Source organism: Streptomyces sp. NPDC057694 (assembly GCF_042799415.1).
Classification (GTDB): Bacteria; Actinomycetota; Actinomycetes; order Streptomycetales; family Streptomycetaceae; genus Streptomyces.
On the sequence record NZ_JBHVIX010000001.1, the window covers coordinates 189090 to 211303 of the forward strand.

The window sequence follows — 22214 nt, forward strand, 5'->3', positions numbered from 1 at the left end:
TGATCCTCCCGCCGACTTACCCTGCCCCTAGGGCCTGTGTCGCATCATTGGTTGCCTACGCCTTCAATGATCCAGGAGCAGATTCCGCGCCATGACTGCCAACCGGTCCACCGATCCCCAGCCCGGAGCCCCTGCGGAGGACAGGACCATCCGCGACCAGTTGCGGAACCTGACCCGTCGCCAGCAGCGGTTCGAGCGGTACCTGGGGCGGCAGATGCATGTTGATCCCGCCGGGCTTGCGGTGATGGACCGTCTCGTCAGCGCCGGCCCGGTGACGCCGAGCGAACTGGCCCGTGAACTCAGTACGTCGACGGCGGCGATGACGCTGGTCATCGACCGCCTGGCGGACGGCGGACACGTACGCCGACAGCCTCATCCCAGTGACCGGCGCAAGGTGCTGGTGGCGCCGGCGGAGGACTGGGAAGAGGCTGCGTTCGAACATGTCGAGCCACTTGTCGTGGGCATCGGCGAGATCGTTGAGTCGATGACGGTGCAGGAGCAGGCCGTGGTGGCTGCGTTTCTCGAGCGGGCGGTGGCCGCCTACGACCGGGCGACCAAGGCGTAGGCGCCTCGTCCGATCGCGGCCTCCGGGCCCGCCGCGGGCCCGATGGTTCGTGACGCCGGGAGCCACGCGCACGGGCTGGGCGTCGATGCTCGGCGCCAGAGCGTGAAGTCGTAGAACACAGCCGCCCACATGAGGACGCCGGGCATCTGGCGGATGGCAGATGTCCCGGCGTCCGTGGGCATCACGACGGCAGTGTTCGGCTCCGGCATCACTACGCTCATCGCGTCGAGTTGTGCCGCCCTTGGCTGTTCTCAGCGGAACAGGCCGCGGGCGTCACGGCGGAGAGGTCGCCGGAGGGACATTTCTTGAGGGGCGTGATCCCCCGGAGCAGGAAGGGCGGCTCGGCAGGGCAGCGGCCTCTTGCCGCAGGACTAGAAGTAGTGCTTGCGCCCGCCGACGGCACGCCCGGTGGCTCCGAGGATCCACAGAATCGCGCCGACCAGGATCAGGATTCCACCTATGGTCGTCAGGAGGCCCAGGCCCACCAGCAGGCCGATGATCAGCAGGATCAGTCCGAGAACAATCATCACGATTCCGTTCGTTCGAGTTGTGCGAGTTGATGTGCAGGAGTCGATCTCCGCGGGCTCACAACCTGTACCCCGGCCCTCGGCGCGCACGCCGTCGAGAAGGGGAGTTCCCGCCCGTTCCTGCATCCCTGCAAGTGGGGGGCAACAGTCAGTTGATCGAGCAACGCCACAGGGGTTCTCGTGGCGTTGCTCTCGGTTCCGTGTGAGTGCGGCGAGCGCCAACTACGGAGCGAAATGGTCACTGCAGCCACGGCGACGACGGTCAGGATCACCAGGACGACGGTGAGATCCCATGACGGCAGATGGCCGGTCAAAGACACGTCCGTCCTCACCGAGCTCACCGCCAACCGTCGCCTCGATCATCCGCACCGAAGTGCCTTACGCAGACGCGAGTGCCCCACAACAACCATTGCAGTCGTACAACCTTCATGACATCGCGCTGAATGTGGATCAAGGACGTCCGAAGCGAAGGACGCCCGGAACGGGTGATGAGTGCGGTGCCTGCACCCGTGCCCGGCGCCACCGACAGTTCCTCGACCGTGCCGAGGCCCGGTCGCCTCACCCCGGGCTCAGGCGGCGGAGGCACCCTCCACGGGCCCGCACATCAGGTTGCCCGGCTCGGCCGGGTCGTCGCTGATCCAGAACTGCGTCCACAAGATCGCGAACTCGGGCCGGCTGAGGTAGCCGTCGCCGTCCTGGTCGAGGCGGTCGAAGACGTCCCCGGTCGGAATGGTCTGTCCGTGCCAGGTGTCGATCAGCCGCCCGTGCTCAGTCCGGGAGATCTGTCCGTCCCCGTTCTCGTCGACGGCGTCGAAGACGACGTCCGCGGTGGCCGTGACCGCCTGCTTCATCGTGGGCAGGCGGTCGACCATCGCCATCAGCTCGTCCATCCCGATCCGCTCGACACCCGCCCCGCCGCCGACGGCCGACAGGTGCTGCCACCAACCCATGATCACCGCGCGCACACGCACCGCCAGCTCCGGCCCCGCGGCCACCCGCGGCAGTAACCCCCACCGCGCCGCCAGGGCCTCGAAATCCCCCTCCGTCAAAGAGCCGTCACCATCCACATCGAACACGTCGAACATCGCCTGGACCTTCAACCGCTGAAACTCACTGGCCACACAAGCCTCCTCGCCGACAGTGCTGCGAGCAGGCTGCCCAACCCCATCGGCCGGCCAACGGCGCACAAGATCGCGACACCCCGGCGGCACGACCCCGCACGCGGGTTTCGCCAGTGGCACCGACATGACGAGTAGGAAGTGCCTCGCAGTTCAGGCCTTGGCGGTCCCCGGCGTAGGGCTGATTCCTTCGACGGAGAGACGGAAAAGACGGTCCGCCTGCACTGCCGGTTCACTGTGATGCTCGGTGGCCAGGGCGATGCCGACGCTCAGGGTGAGCAGGTCGTGGAAGGTGACATCACCCTTGACCGCCCCGTCCCGGATGGCGTGCCGGAGCAGGGGCGTGCCGGCTTCTTCGAGCGCGTTGCCGCAGGAGTGCGTGGCGGGTTGGTCGGTGGGGGGCTCGTAGGTGAGGGCATCGGCGAGTCCGCGGGCGGAGACGGCGTATTCGACCAGAGCCTGGAGCCATTCAAGGAGCGCGGCTCGGCTGTCGTCGGTGTCGCTCAGGTGCCGGGCGCGGTCGCAGAGGTGCCCGATGCGCTCTTGGAAGACAGCGTCGAGGAGTGCCTGGCGGGTGGGGAAGTGACGGCGCACGGTGGCCGATCCGACGCCTGCGGTGCGGGCGATCTGCTCGACGGAGGCGTCGGCGCCACGCGCGGCGACCTCGGCCTCGGCGACGGAGAGGATCCGCTGGTAGTTACGCCGGGCGTCCGAGCGCTGACCGGTCATGTTCTCCCTCATTTGCTAAACGGCGGGCCCCGCCATATCTTAGCCCAGGTAAAACGGCGGGGCCCGCCGTTTATGTTCTTAGGACTCCAAGGAGCGAGAACCATGACCACTGACACCGCACCCGTCCTCGTCACCGGCGCCACCGGCCGCCAGGGCGGGGCCACCGCCCGCGCCCTTCTTGCCGCCGGGACCCCGGTACGCGCACTCGTACGCAACCCCGACTCGGAACCCGCCCGGGCCATAGAAGAGCTGGGCGCCGAACTGGTGCAGGCGGACCTCGCCGACCGGAACTCCCTGGACGCGGCCCTGGCCGGGGCCCGTGCGGTGTTCTCGGTGCAGATGCCGCCCATGACCGAGACCAGCGTCGACTTCGCAGGAGAGCTGGCGCAGGCCACCAACCTGATCGACGCGGCAAAGGCAGCGGGCGTCCGGCAGTTCGTGCAGTCCTCCACCAGCGGGGTCGGCGAGCACACCCGTACCCCCGGCTGGGCCGAAGGCCAATGGGCGGCGATGGAGGGCTACTTCGCCACCAAGCAGAAGATCCTGGAGGCGGTGCGCGGTGCGGGCTTCGACCGCTGGGCCGTCATCAAGCCCGCCTTCTTCATGGAGAACATCCCCGCGCTGCTGCCCCACGGCATCAGTGGCGGCCTGGCCACGGTGCTGAACCCGGACACGGTACTGGCGCTCGTGTCGCGCGAGGACATCGGCGCGGCCGCCGCGCACGCCTTCGCCGATCCCGACCGCTTCCAGGCGGTGGAGCTGGAGCTGGCGAGCGACCTGCTGACCATGACGCAGATCGCGCAGATCCTGTCCGAGGCCGCGGGAGTTCCCGTCGTCGCGCCGTCCATGACCGTGGAAGAGGCTCTCGCCGCGGGCATGCCGACGTGGGGCGCCGGCCACGAGTGGAACAACACGGTCACCCAGCCGGCGCGACCCGAGTTCGCCCGGGCGCTGGGGATCCCTCTGACCACGTTCGCCGACTGGGCGCGTGAACACCTGACGGCCACAGTCGGCTAGCCCCGTCCGAGAGGTGCGGCACAGTGCGCGGTCAGGAGTTGTCCGCTTCCCGAAGGTGGTCGTCGCGCAGCAGGGGCAGCAACTGGTCGCCGACGCGACGGGTCTCCTCCCTGTACGGGGTGTCGGACAGCACGAAGTGGGTGACGCCGAGCGCGCGGTAGGCGTCGAGTGCCGCGGCCACGTCGTCGGGTGAGCCGACGAGCCATGTGGTGGCCGCTCCCCCGCCGCCGAACCTGCCCGGCGTCGTGTAGAGGCAGGTGTCGAGGACCTCGCCCCGCTCGGCGAGGTCGAGGAGCCGACGCTGGCCGACCGCTGTTCTGCGGTTGCCCATCCATGTGTCGATCTCGCCCGCGTCGGCCGCCATCTTCGCGACCTTCTCCTCCGCCGCGCGCCACGCCTCCTCGGTGGTGTCGCGGACGACGGTGGTGATCCGCAGGCCGTACTCCAGCGGTGCGTGGCGGCGCTCCACCCGCTGGGTCAACTCCCGAAGTCTGGCGATGCGTTCGGCGATTCCCTCCAGCGGTTCACCCCAGAAGAGCTGTACATCGGCTTCCGCTGCCGAGACACGTTCGGCGGCATCGGACGCGCCTCCGAAGTAGAGAGGAGGGTGGGCCCGCTCATCGGTGGCGTACGGGGGCGGGCTCACCGTGGAGTCGGTGACGTGGAAGTGGTCACCGCTGAAGGTGACGTTCTCCTCGGTCCACAGGCGGCGTACGAGATGCAGGAATTCCTGGGTGCGTGCGTAGCGCGCGGCAGGGTCGACGACGGTGTCGCCGTAGGCGGCCGGGCTGTCCACACCGCTGACGATGTTGACCAGGAGGCGGCCGCGGCTGAGCTGGTCGAGGGTGGCGGCGGCGCCGGCGAAGTGTGCGGGTTGCCAGAAGCCGGGGCGGACGGCGACCAGGGGTTTGAACGTGGTGGTGCGCGCGGCCAGGGCAGTAGCGAGGGTGAACGCGTCCGGGCGCCCCCATCCGGTGCCGAGGAGGGCGCCGTCCCAGCCGTGGTCCTCCGCCGTGCGGGCCAGTTCCGTCGAGTGCTCGATGGATCCCCAGCCGGAGGTCGTGTCGTCACCGCGGTGCCCCGACCGGACGGTGTTGGGGATGTACCAGAGGAATTGCGGGGTCATGATGCTTCCGATCGTCGGTCGGGCAGGGGCCGCGAGGCCGGAATGCGGCCTCGGCCGTGGGAGGTGCCCGGCGGCGTGTGGCCCTGGGGCACGGCGAGTTCTCGTCCGGCGGTGCCGGTGTCCGCCTCGACGGGCGGGCGGCGGCCAGGGTGTCGTCCGGGCCCGTATGTGCGCAGCCGTGAGAGCACCAGAGCCACCGCGAGCAGGCCGGCGCAGGCGCACGCTGCGAGGGCGTACGCGGATCGGGGGCCGCTGCCTCCCGGCGGCGTCGGGGCGGAGTGCAGATACACCGCGGGGACAGCGCTCAGGCAGACCGCCGCTGCGATGCGCTGTGCCATCTGCAACACGCCGCCGGCCACACCTGCGGCGTCGGCCGGAGCGTGGAGCAGGACCTGGGTCTGGTTCGGCGAGACCGTGAGGCCCGCGGCGGCGCCGGTCAGCAGCTGCACACCGGCGAGAGCCGCGGGAAGCGCTGCGGCAGGAGTGGTGAGTGCGACAGCGCTCCCGGTCAGGGCGGCCCCGATGCCCAGGGTGAGACCGAGGGGCACCGTGCGCGGTCCGATGCGGCGCACCACGCGCCAGGCGAGCGCGGAGGTGACCCCCATCGCGAGCGCCGAGGGAAGGGTGACGGCCGCGGTGCCGAGCGCCGTCAGGCCGAGTCCTTCCTGAAGGAAGACGGTGAGGACCAGCGAGGAGGCGAGCGCGGCGCCGAACTGGGCCATCGCGATCGCCGTGCCCAGCAGGTACGGCTTCGACGTGCTGAGGGCGGGATGCAGCAGGGGCCGCCGTCCGCGGCGTGCACGCAGTCGTTGATGCCCGGTCAGGGCGACCGCCAGGACGGCCACCCCGGTCGCCCACAGCAGTGCCTCTCCCCCGCTGTCCGGAGTGCGGATGAACGGGATCATCAAGGTCAGCGTGCAGGCGCACGCCAGGGCGAGACCGAGGATGTCGAGTCGGGGGTCACGGGCGGTGCGCCGGGGTGGCGGCAGCCACCTCGTCGCCAGCGCCAGGGTGAGGACCGCGCACGGCGCGCTGAGCAACAGGCAGCAGCGCCAGCCCAGTTCGGGACCGAGGGCCGCCACGAGCGCGCCGCCGAGCGGCGGTCCCAGTGCTGTGGCCACGCCGGAGGTCACCGCGTACAGGCCCAGGGCGCGGCCTCGGGTCTGGCCGTGGAAGAGGTCCTGGATGGTGCCGATCACCTGGGAGTTCACGAGCCCCGCCGCGGCTCCCTGCACCAGCCGTGCGGTGATCAGTGTGCCCGGACCGCGGCCGGTCGCGGCCGCCGCCCCCGCGAGGAGGAAGGCGGCCACGCCCAGGAGGAAGAACCGCTTGCGCCCGTACGCGTCACCGAGGCTGCCGCCCGGGACGAGTGCGAGCCCGAAGGCCAGCGAGTATCCGGCGACGATCCATTGCACGTCCCCGGCGCCGGCCCCGAGCGAGTGCCGCATGCTCGGCACGGCGATGTTCAGCACGGCCTGGTCCAGCAGGGTCGTCGCGCCCGCGGCCAGGCAGACGAGCAGGGCGCGCCGGGCGGCGCGGTCTTCTCCCGGGAGCATTCAGGAACGCGTCTGCGGCACGGGACCCGCCTCCGGCTCCACGCCGATGACCTTGCGATAGACACGGGCCCCGTCGCCGTAGTCGTCGACGGCGTAGTGCCAGGTGGCGCGGTTGTCCCAGAGGACGAAGTCACCGGGCTGCCAGCCGAAGCGGATCGTGTAGTCCGGCGAGGAGGCGTGCCGCAGGAGATGGTCGAGCAGGACCTTGCTCTCCGCGGGAGTCACCCCGGTGAGGCCGGTCGCCGCGGTGCTGATGAACAGGCCCTTGCGGCCGGTGGTCGGGTGCGTCAGGACGACGGGGTGCTCGATCGTCGGTCCGCCCGCGGTCTTCTTGCTGCCCTGCGCGTAGTTCTCCGCGTTGCCGTCGTACACGGCGCTCACGGACGCCAGGAGTTCCTTGAACGGCTCCGACAGATCGTCGTACGCGGCCTGCAGATCCGCCCACAGCGTGTGACCGCCCAGCTCGGGCACCACCTCGTAGGTCAGCGATTCGATCGCGAAGACGGGAGTGCGCCACAGACCGCCGATGTGCCAGGTGCTGGCCTTGCCGGTCTGTCGCACGTTGTACGGGTAGACGAGCGGGTTGCCCGGGTCCTTCGCGGCGGTCGGATGGTCGAAGGGCTCGGCGAAGACGCTTACGGCGGCGACGTGCTGATCAGGGGTCAGGTGCTGGCCGCGGAACACCAGGACCTTGTGATCCCGGAACGCCTGCCGCAGGGCGTCGGCGGTGGTGTCGTCGAGTGGGCCCGTCAGGTCGATGCCCGTGATCTCGGCGCCGAAGCGCGGTCCTGTCCTGACGATGTCGAACGGGGCGACAGTGGTCATGGCGTCTTCTCCTCCTTGTACGGTGCGGGTCGTGCGGGGGTCGGCTGCGTCCATCGGGGCCGGTCAGCGGGCCGTCTCCACGCCGAAGCGGGCGAGGGCGTACCGGGGCGCGCCGTGGCGGCGTGGTGCGGGGAGGCGGGGATGCGGTCCTCTTCGAGGCCGGCCACACGGCCGGAAAAGTGCAGGCGCGGGAGAGGGGATCAACTCGATGAGCAGCAGCGCGACGGGACACTGAGTGTCCCTGAGCGGCGCAGGCGGAGGGTCAGCTACACACCGCGGTGGCGACACGCATCAGGTCGATGGCCCGCCGCTTCCTGAGCCGCTGGTTGATCCACATGCCGCCGAAGCTATCCACACGCCAAGTGCGGGTCAAGGGAGACGAGTTGACCGGCACGAGGCTGCAACGGCCCCTTCATGGAGGCGCCATGTTCGTGTTACGTCCCTGAACGCGGCGACACATGCAGGGCGTGGGTTCATCGGGGGATCGGCGTGGCGCCGGTCGCGGCGAGGGACAGGTCCCAGAGCCGGGCGGCCTCGTCGGGGTCGATGGCGTATGCGCGGACGCCGCCGTCGTCCATGGGGGTGCCGGAGGCGGACACGTGTGTCACGTCGCAGTCCTCCAGGTACAGGCCGCCTCGGCCGTCGAGGAGCGGGGAGGTGGCAGCCCACAGGCCGGTGGCGGCGCCCTGGGAGGGGGACTTGAAACCGTCGCCGATGACGTTGCCGTGCTCGTCCACCCAGCCGCGGTCGATCTGTTCCTGAACGGCCATCTCGCGTTGGAGGCCGGTGATGATTTTGCCGGGGTGGAGGGCGAAGGCCCGGACGCCGTCGCCCTGCCCGAGGGTGTCGAGGTGCACGGCGAACAGGGCGTTGGCGGTCTTGGCCTGGCCGTAGGCGAGCCACTTGTCGTAGCCGGTGCGGAAGTGGGGGTCGTGCCAGCGGATGCCGGTCAGGGTGTGTCCGGCGGAGCTGTTGACGACGACGCGCGCGCCGTCCGCGGCGGCCAGGAGCGGGTAGAGCTCGCAGACGAGGGTGAAGTGCCCGAAGTGGTTGGCGGCGAGCTGGCCTTCCCAGCCGGGTCCGACGCGCCGCTCCGGGGTGGCCATGACTCCGGCGACAGCCATCAGGAGGTCGAGCCGGCCGAGCCGGCCGGTGATGTACGCGGAGGCTGAGCGGACGCTGTCGATGTCGGCCAGGTCCATGGGGACGACCTCGCAGTTCGTCACATCGTTCAGGGCGGCACGGGCAACGTCGGGGCGGCGCGCGGGAACGATGACTCGGGCTCCGGCGGCCGTCAGAGCCCGGGTGGTCTCCAGGCCGAGCCCGGAGTATCCCCCGGTCACCACGGCCGTCTTCCCGGAGAGGTCGAGGCCGGTCACGATGTCCTCGGCGGTGGTCGAGGCGGAGAAGGGCGAGCCGAGCGGCTGGTGGTCAGTGGTGGTCATGCCGTGGACGCTACGATCTAGACCGAGGTCTAGATCAAGTCCAGGGGTGAGCGGCATGACGACCACCGAGGCCGACGTGCAGTCGCTGAGCATCGGCGAGGTCGCCGAACGGACGGGGCTGAGCGTGCACGCCCTGCGCCTCTACGAGCGCGAGGGCCTGCTCGTCGGACCGGTCGGGCGCACGTCGGGCGGCCGACGGCGCTACACCTCCTCCGATGTCGACTGGCTGCTGATCTGCGTCAAGCTCCGCGAGTCCGGTATGCCGCTCGCCGACCTCAAGCACTTCGCGGAACTCGTACGCCGGGGGCCGGGCAACGAAGAGGAGCGTCTGCGGCTCCTCGACTCCCATCAACAACGCGTCGACGCACAGATCCGGGCGCTGGAGGAATGCCGTTCGGTCATCGCCTGGAAGGTCGGCGTCTATGCCGAACATCTCGCCCGCGGTGAAGCCGGCGGGCTCTGGGACCCGACAGCCTGAGCCGAGCTTTACGGAGCGGCAATGGTCACCGCGCCGCGGAAGCCGTCCGCCTCGACGGTCGCCATCGTGTCGAGTGACGTGTCGGGAACGGGCAGCAGATGGGCATCGACCCAGGTGTCCCCCGTCGACTCGTTGGCCCACGGGTCCTCGATCACGATGGCGCCGGGCACCGTGCCGTGGCAGAGCACCCAGTGCGGCACGTCGAAGCCCTGCATCCTGGCGAGCGAGACCAGATGCAGTACGTGCTCCCCTCGGGCGAGTGCGCCGCGGATCGCGGTCATCGAGAGGCGCTGTGCGTCGATCGGCAGGCCGATCTCCCGGGCCTGCGCGCGTGACGTGCGCTGGAGCACGGCGCGCCACTCCTGGTCGTCCTCCGGATAGTGGTCGAGCAGGACGGGCCTGTTCACGTCGAGGTGGACCGTGACCGGGGTCGACGGCCATGCTCGGCGCACGGCGACGCCCAGTCCGACGGGCTCGCACGCGGGGAAGTTGGTCGCGTCGCGCCACAATGTCAGTTCCGCCTCGCGGTCGAGCGCCTCCGTCGGCAGCTTTCCCGCATGCGCCTGCGCGACCAGGGCGGTGACGGCGCCGCACGTGAAGTGCGTGGTCTGCCCGTAGTACGGGGGTTCGGTCGTCAGGCCGTCGTGCAGCCAGCACACGTATCCGGCGTCGGGACCCGCCGCCTTCTCCGCCGGTGTGTGCGGAGGACGCAGCGGGACGAAGCCGAGAGCGGCGGCGTCCTCTGGACTGGCGGTCCATCCTTCCCACTTGACCTGCGCGAGTCCCTGTTGGCGTGCGTGGGCCACGACGGCTTCGACAGCCGCCGGTACGTCGCCGACGGCGTCGACGATCTTCAGGTAGGCCGTGTGCGGGCGGGCCGACACGAGCGCGGCGGCGGTCCAGTTCTCACCGTCGCCCCCAAGGACGGCCACGATGTGCGGGGCGTGGGCGGAGCGGTCGACCGTGTGCCAGCGCTCCGGCACCTCGAGGTGTCCGAGCCGCCCCGACAGGGTTGGTGACGTGGCGGGATCGAACGGGACGACGATGCTCTGCACGGGCGTTTCCTTCTGAACGGGCTGGTGAGATGCGCGATTTCGGTGCTGCCGGACGGTCCCGCGTCACGCGCGGGACTGCCGGAGCACCCAGACGAAGTACGGGGCGCCGACCAGCGCGATCATCAGGCCCGCCGGCATCTGGGCGGGCGCGACGAGCGTGCGGCCGAGGGCGTCGGCCACGCAGACCAGGACCGCGCCGAGCAGCATCGCCACCGGGATCGCCCGGCCGTGCCGGGCGCCCACCAGTGACCTGGCGAGGTGCGGGGCGACGAGTCCCACGAACCCGACCACGCCGACGGCGATGACGCTGAGCGCCGCGAGTACCGCGGCGATCGCCAGGGCGATGAAACGGGTGCGTTCGACCTTGACGCCGACGATGCGCGGAGTGTCCTCGTCGACGGCGAGCAGGTCGAGCCGGCCACGCATGGCGAACAGCACGGGAAGCGCGAGTACCAGGGCCACCGCGACCGGTACGCCGTCGGAGAAGGTGCGGCCGTACGTCGTACCGGACAGCCAGGTGAAGATGCGGGGCGTGTTGTACGGGTCGGCGCGCAGGAGGAGGAACGTGGTGACGGCGCTGAGTCCGTAGCCGCAGCCGATGCCGATCAGGACGAACCGGTCGGGCAGGAAGCCGCCTCGCCAGGACAGCAGGGCGATCACCCCGAACGTGGCGAGCCCCGCCGTGACCGCCACGGCGATGAGCACCGGCCGCCCGCCGGGCAGGCCCGAGGTGACGACGCTCGCCGCTCCCAGTCCGGCGCCCGCCGTGATGCCGAGCACGCCGGGTTCCGCCAGCGGGTTGCGGACCGCGCCCTGCACCACGCATCCGGCCAGTCCGAGCGCGGCGCCTGCGAGCACCGCGGCGAGCACGCGCGGGACCCGGTCGTCCAGCGCCTGGCCGATCAGGCCCGGCGCCGTTCCCTGGGCCCACAGCGCGATGTCACCGGCCCGCAGCCAGAGGCTCCCCGCGAGGACCGCCACGAAGGCCGCCACGACCAGGAGCGTCAGCGAGCCGAACACCACGAGGAGGAACGCGCGGCGCGAACGTGCGGCGACGCGCGCGTTCGGCGGCCTGCGGACCTGCCCCGTGTCCCGCAGGCGCAGCGCGAGGACCACGATCACGACGGCGCCGAGCAGCGCGGTCGGCACACCTGTGGGGATGGAGGCGGCACCGTCCGCGCCCTGCACGGTGCGCAGGACCGCGTCCGCGAGCAGGATGAGCAGCGCGCCGGCCAGTCCGGCCGCGGGCACCGAGAACAGGTGCCGGCGCAGCGCCCGGACCCGGCCCGCGATCAGGCGGACCAGGACGGGGGCGCCGAGGCCGACGAACGAGATCGGGCCCGCGAGGGTCACCGCGGTGCTGGTCAGCAGCACCGCGCAGAGCACCGCGGTCACGCGGGTGGTGCGGATCGGCACCCCGAGGCTGGACGCGGTGTCGTCCCCCAGGCTCATCACGTCGAGGCGCCGGGACAGCGCCAGCGCCAGACCCAAAACCACGACGACGAGGGGCCAGGCCCGTACCGACGCGTCGATGTTCAGCTGCGCGAGCGAACCGCTCCCCCACGCGAACAGGCCGGTCGTGTTCTGGTTGAACAGGATGAGCAGCGCCCCGGTCGCCGCGTCCAGGGCCATCGCTATCGCCGATCCGGCGAGGATGAGGCGCGTGCCCGCGGTACCGGCGGCCCGTCCCGCGAGGAGCAGGACGATTGCCGCGGCGGCCAGGCCGCCGACGAAGGCCACGGCGCCCGACGCCCACAGCGGGACGGCGAGGCCGAAGGCCGCGACGCAGGTGAGGGTGAAGTAGGCCCCCGCCGTGACCGCGAGGGTGTCGGGCGAGGCGAGGGAATTGTGCGTGACGGACTGGAGCAGCGCTCCGGCGGCGCCGAGGGCGAACCCGACCGCGACGCCCGCGAGCAGGCGCGGCAGGCGCGAGCCGGTCAGGATCTCACCGACCGGCGCCCCTTCGGTATGCTCCCGGCCCCCGGCGAGATACCGCACGAGGTCGCCGAAGCCGACACCCGAGGTCCCCTGCGTCAGGTGCCACATGCCCACCAGCGCGGTCGCGGCGAGGAGTGCCACGAGGACGGCCGCCCCGGTGGGGCCGCCGCCGCGCTCGGTGCGCGGCAGCGGGCTCCCGCCGGTTGTCGACGTCGCCGGGGTGCGCACGTCGTGTGAGGCACTCACCTTGTGTGAAGCCTTCGGTTCTCGTGAAGTGCTCACGTCGTGCGGTGTGTTCACTTCTTGTCGAGTACGTCGACGTACGCGTCGATCGCCTGCTCGCAGGAGCGCGGGCCACCGGCGCCCCACACCCGTGCCGGGAAGGAGTGCGCGCGGCCTTCCTTGACGGCCGGGATGGTCTTCCAGATCGGGTTCTTCTTCAGCGCCGCGACGTAGCCGCCGGCTCCGTCGTCGTTGGCGTAGAAGAGGTTGGCGTCACCGACGGCGGTGAGTCCCTCGACGTCGGTCTGGGCGAGGCCGTAGGACTTGTCCACACCTCCGTCACCGTGGTCCTTGTTGACGGCGGCCGTCCACGCCGGCTTCATCCCGAGTTCCTTGCCTATCTCGGTGAACAGGGCGCCGTCGCTGTAGGGGCGGACGGTGAGGTTGCCGCCCTCCAGCCAGCCGTCGAAGAAGAGGAAGTCCTTCGTCGGCAGGTCGGCGTCGCTGACCTGCTTCTTCGCCGTCGCGAGGTGGTCGTCGAACTCCTTGAGCACCTGGTCGGCGCGCTCGGTGCGGCCCGTCGCCTTGCCGATCATGCTGAACACGTCCCGCATGTTCCCGATCGGGTCCTTGGGGTTCGCGCCGCGGGCGGCCATCACGGGGACGCCCCGCTTCTCCAGCTTGGCGAGCGTCTCGTCGTCGGCCTTGTACGCCTCCACCACGATGAGGTCGGGCTTCGCCGCGTACAGGGTGTCGAGGTCGGGCTCCTCACGGGTGCCGATGTCGGTCACCCCGCTGGGCAGCTTCTCCGCGCTCGTCCAGGTGCGGTATCCCTTCGCGTCGGAGACCGCGGTGGGGGTGACGCACAGGGTCAGAGCGTCCTCGACCTGCTGCCACTCCAGGACCGCGATCCGCTTGGCGGGCTTGTCGAGCTTCACGGTCCGGCCGACGCCGTCCTTGAACGAGACCGGCTTCGTCGAGGTGGTCGTGGTGTCCGAGGCGCAGTCCTTCGAGGCGGGCGACGCTTTGGCGCTGCTGTCGTCGGTGGCGCTGTCGACGTCGGTCGTACCGCAGGCCGTTGCGGCGAGGAGAAGAACGAGCCCGGTGGAGGCTGAAGCCGCCAGGCGACGGGCACGGTTCATGGAGGGTCCTCTTTCTTGTGATGCTTGTGCTGTTTGTAATGCTTGTAACGCTTGTGCTGCTTGTGATGTGAAGGTGGTGCGAGCCGGGGCCGAAGTTCCGTCTCAGGCGGGGTGGCGCCCGATGGGGTCGATCCGGAGACGGCCGGTGCGGGGGTCGGTGAAGACCTCGACCTGGATGTCGTAGACCTCGCCGATGTTCTCGGCGGTGAGGACGTCGGCGGGCGGTCCGGCGGCGTGTACGCGGCCGGAGCGCATCAGGACCAGCGTGTCCGCGACGCGGGACGCGTGGTCGAGGTCGTGCAGCACGATCCCGACGGCGACGCCGTGTTCGACGACGAGATCGCGCACCAGGTCGAGCGTCTCGATCTGGTAGCGCAGGTCCAGGTGGTTGGTCGGTTCGTCCAGCAGGACGACGCCGGTGTCCTGGGCCAGGCATGCGGCGAGCCAGACGCGCTGCATCTCGCCGCCCGAGAGTTCACCGACCGGTCGGCCGGACATGTCCCGTACGCCGGTGACGGCCATGGCGTGGTCGATGGCGGTGCGGTCGTCGGCGTCGAGGCCCGCGAAGCCACGGCGGTAGGGGTGGCGTCCGAACGCCACGACCTCCGTCACCGTCAGTCCCTGGGGCGCGGGCCGCGACTGGGAGAACAGGGTGACCTCGCGGGCGAACTGACGGGCGCTGAGCAGAGCCGCGTCGCGCTCGGGCCGTCCCTCGGGAGCGCCGAGTGTCACCCGGCCGCCGTCCACCCGGTGCAGTCGGCACAGTGCGCGCAGCAGGGTGGACTTCCCGCTGCCGTTGGGCCCCACCAGGGCGGTCGCTCGGCCGGGGGCAAGGTCGATCGAGACGCCGTGGACCACCGGGTTGCCGTCGTAGCGCAGGACGAGCTCGTGCCCGTTGAGGGCGGCGGCCGGTGCGGCAGAGCCGACAACAGGGCCCGCTATGTGCCGGTTTGGGCGTGTGAACATCGATGAGTCCGGACCGTCGGAGGGGCGAGGAGTGTGGCATCCCTCCGTCCGGCCTTCACCGGCCGGGCCGCGAGCGCTCCGGCACACGGGCAGCGCCGTGCACGTCGAGCAACAACTAAGGGTTACCTAACTCCGGGAAGGTTATATTCCGCTCGCCGTGGCGACAATCAGGAGTTCTGGACACCCGATACGGGATTCCGGACACCGTCGGGGGTGTCATCGGCCGCGCCGAAGAACGCGCCGGGTGTGGTTCCCATGCTCCGCCGGAAAGCGGCGATGAAGGAGCTGGGCTGCGCGTACCCCAGTACCTCGGAGACCGTCAGCACGTCGAAGCCCTCGGAGAGGAGCGTCAGTGCCCGGTGCGCGCGCAGCATCTGCCGCCATTGCGCGAAGGAGAGACCTGTCGCGTGGCGGAACGCGCGGGTGACCGTACGGTCGCTGATCCCCAGCGACTGCGCCCACTCCTCCAGTGAGCGGCCGTCGCCGGGATCGTCCAGCAGGGCTTCGGCTATCGGGTCGATGCGGGTGTCATTGGGCAGTTGCAGGGTGAACTGGCGCTCGGAGGGCCGGAGCACGTCGAACACGACCGCCTCCACCCGCGCTCTGGCCGCCGCGTCGAGATCGGTGCGGGCGAGATGGGTCAGCAGCGACTCGAGCAACGGCGTCATCGCGATCGCTGTCGGTTCCCCAAAGGCGAACGGCGTGTGGTCGGGGGCGAAGAACGCGTCGTGGAACTGCGCACCCGCCGTCGCCCGGCCGCCGTGCGCCACTCCGGCGGGCATCCACAGTCCGTGCCCCTCGGACACGGTGAAGACGCGGTCCTCGACGCGGGACGTCAGCGTTCCCCCGCGCACCCAGACCAGCTCATGGACGGGGTGCGAGTGGGGCGCCCACTCGGTGGGAACGCGGGGGACCCGGAACCCGGCCGTGATGACGAAGGGGGCCGCCGCCCGCCCCGGAACAGCCGGGGCCGGATGTCCCACGACGCCCGTCGAACGCGGCGACGTTCCCGGGCTCGCCTCAGCACCGGACGATCGAACCATGCCGACGAGTCTACCGGCGGCTCGCAGTGACCATCCGGTCCCTCACCAGCGACGGAGCGGAGAATCGCGCGCTGCGCCCGCCGGGGAGGCTCCCCCGGACGACGGCCGAGGGGGCCCTGTCACACCCCTGATCGCCAGACCCCGGAACGACGCGGCCTGCCTGCACGGCGTCCTGCGAGGCAGCATGAAACATGCCGGGTTCCACCGGCGGACCCGTGCCGGTGAACGACCGTATGCCCGTATCTTCGGCAGCATCCCGCGAAGACGTCCAAGGAGCGCAACTCATGAAGCACATCAAGCTCGGTGACCTCGACGTCGCCCGGATCGGACTGGGCGCGATGGGCATGTCGCACGCCTACACCGGTGCCGGCAGCGACGACTCCGAGTCCATCCGCACCGTGCACCGTGCCCTCGAACTGGGCGTCACCCTGATCGACACCGCCGAGGTCTACGGCCCCTACATCAACGAGGAGCTGATCGGCCGGGCCCTGAAGGGGCATCGTGACGAGGTCGTGCTGGCCACCAAGTTCGGCATGATCTCCCACACCGGTCGCGACGGCGGCGCCGACAGCAGCCCCGCCAACATCCGGGCGGCTGTCGAGGGCTCCCTCAAGCGGCTGGACACCGATCACATCGACCTCTACTACCAGCACCGCGTCGACCCCGGCACTCCCATCGAGGATGTCGTGGGAACGCTGGCGGAGCTGGTCGGCGAAGGCAAGATCCGCCACATCGGCCTGTCCGAGGCGGGACCGGACACCATTCGCCGGGCCCATGCGGTGCATCCGGTGACCGCCCTGCAGTCCGAGTACTCGCTGTTCACCCGCGACCCCGAGGCCCGGGTCCTGCCGGTGCTGCGCGAACTGAACATCGGCCTGGTCCCCTTCTCGCCTCTCGGCCGGGGTTTTCTCACCGGGACGATCCGCTCCACGGACCAGTTCGCCGCCGACGACTTCCGGGCCGACAACCCGCGCTTCAGTGCCGAGAACTTCCAGCACAATCTGCGCCTGGCCGACGAAGTGGCCGCCGTCGCGGGGCAGATCGGCGCCACCCCGGCGCAGGTCGCCCTGGCCTGGCTGCTCGCCCAGGGCGACGACATCGCGCCCATCCCCGGCACCCGACGTGTCTCGCGGGTCGAGGAGAACGCCGGCGCCGACGCCGTGCACCTGTCCGACGAGCAGCTCGCCCGGCTCACCGGCCTCCCGCCGGCCGCGGGCGACACCCACAATGAGGCCCAGATGCGCATGATGGAGCGCTGACCAGCAGCCCGGCCTGCCCGGCGCGGCTCGTGCCGGGCAGGCCGGGCTGATCCCCAATTCGTTGCTGCCCGCCGTCGGATCAACTCCGGTACGTGACACGGGTAAAGGCCCTGACGCCGCCGACCACGGCGTGCAGCGGGCGTGGGTCATGTCGTCTTTCGGGAAGAGTCGTGCGGGGACGGGGAAATCCGCCCTTCGGCCTGGCACCATGACAGGCACGACGTCACGCAACGCATGGAGGACGCCATGGTGCTCGCAGCCGAGAAGGGCGACATCAACACGATCATCGGAGGGATCGCTCCCGACTGGGGGCCCTTCGGCTCCCTGGGCACTGAGGCCAAGACCATGGTCCAGGTAGTGATGGCGGTGGCGATCCTGCTCTGCCTGGCGATCGCGATCTGGGGCGCCGCCAAGCAGCGCGTCGGCGCGACCGCATTGCGCGACACGTTCAGCGCGGAGCAGGGCAAGGGCCTCATCATCGCCGGGCTGACCGGAGTGTTCATCATCGGCTCACTCGGCACGCTGTTCACCATCGTCTACGGGATGGCCCTTTGAAACCGTCGCGCTGAGGTCCGTCATCCTCGTTTCGACGCGTGTCGACGGTCTGCGGGGAGCATCTGCAGCAGCACCAAGGCGCCTCCCGCCGCCGCTGCCCCGACCGCTCCCACGGCCAGGAAGCTGCGCGACGAGCGCCAGGACAGCACCGACCAGCGCGACTGCGCCGAGAACAGGGACCCCGTACTCAGCCACGACCCGGTCGAGATCAACGACAGGGACGAGCCGATCGAGCCGGCCGAGAGGGCGCTCCCGATCGAGCCGATGGACAGGGCCGATCCAACGGACCCGATGGACAGCACCGAACCTACTGAGCCGATCGACAGCACAGAGTCCTGCGACCACAAGGACAGCACTGAATCCGAGGAACGACGACGAACCGACCGTACCGGCAGCTTTGACATGAGGTCATTCTGCGCGCCGGACACCCGGTCCGCCCCCGCTTTGAGGGCACACGACGGGTGAGCGCGCTCAGCCCAGCGGCTCGTGGCTGACCCAGACGGGGTCGAGGGCGTAGGGGTCGGCGTCGCGCAACTGCACGACTGCGCCGGAGCCCATCACCAGCACCCCGACCTCGTGTACCGGCCGGTGACCGACACCCCTCGCAGCGAGCTCGTCGTCGCCTGGGCGCAGGACGACAGTCGCCGCCAGGCCGCCTCGTTCGTCGATGCCGCGGTAGAGCCCGCCGAGAAGCAGGAGAAGCAGGTCTGAAGGGAGCCGTACCGCCCTCTGGCCAAGAACCCCGAGCGCGGCTTTGACTTGCCGGCACACGGCGACAGTCAAGTGAGGGGACGTGAACGTGCGCGCACGGGGCATCAACTACGACACAGGATTCCTGCCGGGGGAAGAAATCTCCCGCAAGCGCTTCACCCCTGAGACGGTCCGGCACGACATGGCGGTGATTTCCGGAGACCTCCACTGCGACGCCGTTCGTATCTCAGGACGAGACCCGGAACGGCTGAGCATCGCTGCCCGGCACGCCGCCGACATGGGCCTTGAAGTCTGGTTCGCTCCCTTTCCCGTGGACCTTCCCCACGACCAGTTGCTCCCGTTCTTCGCCGACTGCGCCGCTCGGGCCGAAGCCCTGCGCGAGGCCGGAGCAGAGGTGGTGTTCGTCGCCGGCTGCGAGATCAGCGCATTCTGCGGCGGCTTCATCCCGGGCGACACCTACGGCGACCGGATGCGGGCCATGGCCGGTGCCGACATGGAGTGGTGGTCCTCCCTCGGACCGGTGCAAGAACGTCTCAACGACTTCCTCGCCCAGGTTGTCGCGTGTGTCCGTACGCACTTCGGCGGGCAGGTCACCTACGCCTCGGCGCCCTGGGAGTTCATCGACTGGAGTGCGTTCGATGTCGTCGGCGTTGATGCCTACCGGGCCGCCTACAACTTCGACACCTTCCGGGACGAGCTGCGTGGGCACCTCGCCCACGGCAAGCCTGTCGCCGTGACGGAGTACGGAACCTGTGCGTACCAGGGCGCCGGAGCACGGGGCGGCATGGCCTGGCAGGTGCCGGACGACGCGGTCCCGGACGAGGACGAGCAGGCGCGCTACCTCACCGAATTGCTGGACATCTTCGAGGACGAGGGCGTGGACACCGCGCTCTGGTTCACCTTCGCCGGTTACAGCAGGCCCGGGGAGCGGGACCTTGGTTCCTACGGCGTTGTCCGGGTGCTTGACGAGAGGCGCTGGGAACCGAAGAAGGTGTTCCACACGATGGCAGCCAGATACAAACGCAGCTGACTTCGAGTCGGCTGCGGCCCATTGGTGATCCAGTTGCGAGATCGGCTCTTGCGCTCCAAGGAGGCGACAGCTTCGCCGAATTCCTCACGGGTGAACATGGCGAAGGCTTGTCCCTCAAACTGCCTGTTCAGGGTCCGATGGCATGATCGAGGCGTGATCAGTGAACCCAGCGGTCCCGGTGCGACGAGGTACGTCCTGTTCGATGTCGACGGCACGTTGATCGATGCCGTCGACAATCAGCGCCTGGTCTGGCGCACGTGGGCGGAGCGGTACGAACTGGACGCTGATGAGGTCTACCGAGTGGCGTTGCGGACGAGGCCGATGGAAACGTTCGCGCAGGTCGCCCCGGATCACGACCCCCAGGAGTGCCTGGCCGCACTGAACGAGTTGGAGAACGAAGACGTCCGAACCGGCTCGTACACGGCCTTCGATGGTGCCTCGGAACTGCTGAACGCCTTGGACCCCGGTGCGTGGGCCCTCGTGACCTCGAACTACGAGCACCGGGTACGTGGACGTTTCGCACGGACGGGTCTGCCGGTCCCGAAGGTTGTCGTAGATGCGGCCGCCGTGGCGGAAGGCAAGCCGTCGCCGGTGCCGTATCTGCAGGCGGCAGCGGAAATGGGTGCCGAACCGGGGAACTGCCTGGTCATCGAGGATGCCCCCTCCGGGGTGCAGTCCGGGTTGCGTGCCGGAATGACGGTGTGGGGCGTCAACACCCCTTCGGCAGCCGATGGCGTGCATCGTCACTTCGGCAGTCTGCGCGAAGCGGTCCACGACATCCTTGCCTTCGCGTCCGGGGGTCATCCTGCCCCGCCGGAGGGCTCAGCCTCAGTGAAATGATCTTGCTGTGGTCGGTGTGCTGGCGACCTGCTGGCGCACGGACTTCTCGACCGATCCGGCCGATCTGGCGGCCTGCTCGATCTTCACGCAGTAGGCGATGCGGGCGTCCTCATCGACCTGCGTCTCATGTTCGGGGCGCATTCCGGTTCGGCCGTCGACGCCCTCGCGCAGGATGTCGGCGTGCCCCGCATGCCGGTTGGTCTCGCCGAGGACGTGGACCAGGATGGCGAACAAGTTCGTGTTCGTATAAGGCCCCTGCCACCACGGCACATGTCCGGGGGCATCGAGGTTGAGCTCGCCGATCGTCGCGTCCGAGTGTTCCCAGGTGCGCCGGTAGAACCCGATGATCTGATCGCGTGTCTCGTCCTCGGCCGCCCACTGATCGCTGCCGTCGGAGTCCTGCCACCGGCACAGCGTTTCCGGAGAAGGACGGCCGAAGACCTCACCGAAGTACCTGGCCTCGACCGTGGCCACATGTTTGACGAGACCGAGGAGATTGGTCCCGGTCGCTGTCAGGGGTCGGCGCGCGTCGTATTCGGACAGGCCGTCGAGCTTCCAGAGCAGCGCCTCACGGTCCCGCCGCAGCCTCGTGTGCAGATTGTCCTTCGCGAACTCATCGATCATGCGGCACGAGCCTGCCATGGGCTGCTCATGGTCTCAAGATCCCGTCCATGGTCGGTCCGAGGCAAGGCCAGCGGGTCAGATCCCTAGCTCTGCCTCTGAGCTCTACAGTCTCACCATGAGCGACTGGATGATCACCCTCGGTCGAGGAAAGGCGCGGCGTCCCCGGGCGTTGTCCCCGCTTCGGGAGCATCTCCGCGACACGTTCTGGTTCGCCCCTACGGCGGCGATGATCGTGGTGTGCCTGGTGTGGTGGATTACCTCCTGGGCCGACGAAGCGATCGTCTCGACGCTCCAGGACGCCGGGGAGTTCGACGCGGTCAAGGATCTGATGGGGATCGCCGACGATGCGAAGACCGTCGTCACCACCATCAGTTCCGCGATGATGACGTTCATCGGTGTCGTGTTCAGCATCTCGCTGGTGGCCGTGCAGATGGCGGGCGGTCAGCTCACCCCGCGCGTGGTGCGGCTGTTCGTGCGGAGCCGGATCACCAAGCTCACCTTCGCCGTCTTTCTGGCCACGTTTCTGCTGTCGCTGCTGGTACTGACCTCGTACGACGGGGAGCAGGACCCGCAACTCGTCAGCACCGTGCCCTTCCTCCAGGCGTTCCTCACCCTGGGGCTGGTGGCATTGAGTCTGCTGCTGTTCGTCATGTACGTGAATTCGACACTGCGGATGATGCGCGTGGGCCACGTCGTCGACCGGGTCGCCTGGGAGGCGTTCCGCGTCGTGGCGCGCATGCCGTACGGGGAGGCGGCGGACGGCGACCTCGGACCGGAGGTCGGGCACGTGGCGTACGAGGGCCGGGCGGGGGTCCTGCGGGACGTGAACATCGCGCGGCTGGTGCGGATCGCCCGCCGCCGCGGTGTGGTGCTCCGGATGATGCCGCGGATCGGGGATTTCGTGGTGCCCGGGACGATGATGTTCGCGGTGCACGGCGGACCGGCGCCGTCCCGACGCCAGCTGAAGTCCTGCGTGTTCGTGGGGGTGGAGCGTGCCTTCCATCAGGACCTAGGGTTCGGTCTGCGGGTGCTCGCCGATGTCGCGCTGCGCGCCTTGTCCGCAGCCGTGAACGACCCGACGACCGCCGTGCAGGCCATCGACCGGATCGTGCAGTTCCTCGCGGCCGTGGGACGAGGCCCGCTCGACACACTGCGGTACCGGGATCGCGGCGGCGCCGTCCGGCTGGTGCAGCCGGTTCCGAGCTGGGGCGAACTGGTCGACCTCGCGTTCACGGAAGTACGGGGGTGCGCGGCCGACACACCTCAAGTCACGCGCCGACTCCTCGCCGGATTCGACGATCTCCTGTCGCTCGTACCGGAGGAGCGTCGCGAGCCTTTGCTGCGGCACCGGGAACTGCTCACCCGCAGCGTGGAGCGGTCGGTGCCGGATCCCGACGACCGGAACTTCGCCCTGCATCCCGACCGACAGGGCATCGGCTGACG

23 protein-coding genes are annotated in these 22214 nt (G+C 69.8%); 9 read left to right on the plus strand and 14 right to left on the minus strand.

What is annotated here, in order from left to right; all coding sequences use genetic code 11:
- Positions 1-91: 91 nt before the first annotated feature.
- Positions 92-565, plus strand: a complete 474-nt coding sequence (locus tag ACFVDP_RS00955; protein ID WP_383481139.1) for a MarR family winged helix-turn-helix transcriptional regulator — start codon at positions 92-94, stop codon at positions 563-565.
- Between the two features lie 371 nt (positions 566-936).
- Here ACFVDP_RS00955 and ACFVDP_RS00960 read toward each other — a convergent pair whose 3' ends face one another.
- The 3 genes from ACFVDP_RS00960 to ACFVDP_RS00970 form a co-directional block, all read right to left on the minus strand.
- A complete protein-coding gene (locus ACFVDP_RS00960) occupies positions 937-1092 on the minus strand; it encodes a hypothetical protein (protein ID WP_383481142.1) in 156 nt (51 codons plus the stop codon).
- A 569-nt stretch (positions 1093-1661) separates the two neighbouring features.
- Entirely contained in the window at positions 1662-2213 is a 552-nt protein-coding gene (locus ACFVDP_RS00965) for an EF-hand domain-containing protein (protein WP_383481145.1), read from the minus strand.
- Positions 2214-2363: 150 nt separating this feature from the next.
- A complete protein-coding gene (locus tag ACFVDP_RS00970; RefSeq protein WP_383481148.1) occupies positions 2364-2939 on the minus strand; it encodes a TetR/AcrR family transcriptional regulator in 576 nt (191 codons plus the stop codon).
- A gap of 102 nt (positions 2940-3041) precedes the next feature.
- Here ACFVDP_RS00970 and ACFVDP_RS00975 point away from each other — a divergent pair, with 102 nt between their 5' ends.
- Positions 3042-3956, plus strand: coding sequence for an NmrA family NAD(P)-binding protein (locus ACFVDP_RS00975; RefSeq protein ID WP_383481151.1), 915 nt, complete (start codon positions 3042-3044; stop codon positions 3954-3956).
- A gap of 31 nt (positions 3957-3987) precedes the next feature.
- On the opposite strand, the gene ACFVDP_RS00980 is transcribed toward ACFVDP_RS00975, so the two are convergent.
- From ACFVDP_RS00980 to ACFVDP_RS00995, 4 genes are all read right to left on the minus strand, one after another.
- A complete protein-coding gene (locus ACFVDP_RS00980; RefSeq protein ID WP_383481155.1) occupies positions 3988-5082 on the minus strand; it encodes an LLM class flavin-dependent oxidoreductase in 1095 nt (364 codons plus the stop codon).
- The gene (locus ACFVDP_RS00985; protein ID WP_383481158.1) at positions 5079-6638 is read right to left on the minus strand and encodes an MFS transporter; all 1560 of its coding nucleotides are present in this window, start codon (positions 6636-6638) and stop codon (positions 5079-5081) included. The genes ACFVDP_RS00980 and ACFVDP_RS00985 overlap by 4 nt, the downstream gene beginning before the upstream one ends.
- Positions 6639-7463, minus strand: a complete 825-nt coding sequence (locus ACFVDP_RS00990) for a TauD/TfdA dioxygenase family protein (protein ID WP_383481161.1) — start codon at positions 7461-7463, stop codon at positions 6639-6641. It abuts the gene before it with no gap.
- A gap of 473 nt (positions 7464-7936) precedes the next feature.
- Positions 7937-8908, minus strand: coding sequence for an SDR family NAD(P)-dependent oxidoreductase (locus ACFVDP_RS00995; RefSeq protein ID WP_383481164.1), 972 nt, complete (start codon positions 8906-8908; stop codon positions 7937-7939).
- Positions 8909-8963: 55 nt separating this feature from the next.
- Between ACFVDP_RS00995 and ACFVDP_RS01000 the strand changes: the two genes are divergently transcribed.
- Positions 8964-9386: a MerR family transcriptional regulator gene (locus tag ACFVDP_RS01000; RefSeq protein ID WP_383481167.1), complete on the plus strand. Its 423-nt coding sequence runs from the start codon at positions 8964-8966 to the stop codon at positions 9384-9386.
- An 8-nt stretch (positions 9387-9394) separates the two neighbouring features.
- On the opposite strand, the gene ACFVDP_RS01005 is transcribed toward ACFVDP_RS01000, so the two are convergent.
- From ACFVDP_RS01005 to ACFVDP_RS01025, 5 genes are all read right to left on the minus strand, one after another.
- Positions 9395-10441, minus strand: coding sequence for a peptidase C39 family protein (locus ACFVDP_RS01005; RefSeq protein WP_383481170.1), 1047 nt, complete (start codon positions 10439-10441; stop codon positions 9395-9397).
- A 63-nt stretch (positions 10442-10504) separates the two neighbouring features.
- A complete protein-coding gene (locus tag ACFVDP_RS01010; protein WP_383484239.1) occupies positions 10505-12607 on the minus strand; it encodes an iron ABC transporter permease in 2103 nt (700 codons plus the stop codon).
- Between the two features lie 68 nt (positions 12608-12675).
- A complete protein-coding gene (locus ACFVDP_RS01015; RefSeq protein ID WP_383481173.1) occupies positions 12676-13743 on the minus strand; it encodes an iron-siderophore ABC transporter substrate-binding protein in 1068 nt (355 codons plus the stop codon).
- Positions 13744-13845: 102 nt separating this feature from the next.
- The gene (locus ACFVDP_RS01020) at positions 13846-14709 is read right to left on the minus strand and encodes an ABC transporter ATP-binding protein (RefSeq protein WP_383481176.1); all 864 of its coding nucleotides are present in this window, start codon (positions 14707-14709) and stop codon (positions 13846-13848) included.
- A 167-nt stretch (positions 14710-14876) separates the two neighbouring features.
- On the minus strand, positions 14877-15752 hold the full coding sequence (locus ACFVDP_RS01025) for a helix-turn-helix domain-containing protein (protein ID WP_383481179.1): 876 nt from the start codon (positions 15750-15752) through the stop codon (positions 14877-14879).
- A 284-nt stretch (positions 15753-16036) separates the two neighbouring features.
- On the opposite strand from ACFVDP_RS01025, the gene ACFVDP_RS01030 reads away from it, so the two are divergent.
- Positions 16037-17011 carry an aldo/keto reductase gene (locus ACFVDP_RS01030; RefSeq protein ID WP_383481182.1) on the plus strand — a complete coding sequence of 325 codons (975 nt, stop codon included), beginning with the start codon at positions 16037-16039 and terminating at the stop codon, positions 17009-17011.
- 246 nt (positions 17012-17257) lie between these two features.
- Positions 17258-17566 (plus strand): hypothetical protein, encoded by a 309-nt coding sequence (locus ACFVDP_RS01035; protein ID WP_383481185.1) that lies wholly within the window; start codon positions 17258-17260, stop codon positions 17564-17566.
- A gap of 20 nt (positions 17567-17586) precedes the next feature.
- On the opposite strand, the gene ACFVDP_RS01040 is transcribed toward ACFVDP_RS01035, so the two are convergent.
- Entirely contained in the window at positions 17587-17970 is a 384-nt protein-coding gene (locus ACFVDP_RS01040) for a hypothetical protein (RefSeq protein ID WP_383481187.1), read from the minus strand.
- 82 nt (positions 17971-18052) lie between these two features.
- Between ACFVDP_RS01040 and ACFVDP_RS01045 the strand changes: the two genes are divergently transcribed.
- From ACFVDP_RS01045 to ACFVDP_RS01055, 3 genes are all read left to right on the plus strand, one after another.
- A complete protein-coding gene (locus tag ACFVDP_RS01045; RefSeq protein WP_383481190.1) occupies positions 18053-18277 on the plus strand; it encodes a hypothetical protein in 225 nt (74 codons plus the stop codon).
- An 88-nt stretch (positions 18278-18365) separates the two neighbouring features.
- The gene (locus ACFVDP_RS01050) at positions 18366-19307 is read left to right on the plus strand and encodes a glycoside hydrolase family 113 (protein ID WP_383484242.1); all 942 of its coding nucleotides are present in this window, start codon (positions 18366-18368) and stop codon (positions 19305-19307) included.
- Positions 19308-19460: 153 nt separating this feature from the next.
- Positions 19461-20147, plus strand: a complete 687-nt coding sequence (locus ACFVDP_RS01055) for an HAD-IA family hydrolase (protein WP_383481193.1) — start codon at positions 19461-19463, stop codon at positions 20145-20147.
- Here the strand turns inward: ACFVDP_RS01055 and ACFVDP_RS01060 are convergent.
- Positions 20136-20771 carry a DinB family protein gene (locus ACFVDP_RS01060; RefSeq protein WP_383481196.1) on the minus strand — a complete coding sequence of 212 codons (636 nt, stop codon included), beginning with the start codon at positions 20769-20771 and terminating at the stop codon, positions 20136-20138. The genes ACFVDP_RS01055 and ACFVDP_RS01060 overlap by 12 nt on opposite strands.
- Before the next feature lie 115 nt (positions 20772-20886).
- Between ACFVDP_RS01060 and ACFVDP_RS01065 the strand changes: the two genes are divergently transcribed.
- Positions 20887-22212, plus strand: coding sequence for a DUF2254 domain-containing protein (locus ACFVDP_RS01065; protein WP_383481199.1), 1326 nt, complete (start codon positions 20887-20889; stop codon positions 22210-22212).
- Positions 22213-22214 lie beyond the last annotated feature (2 nt).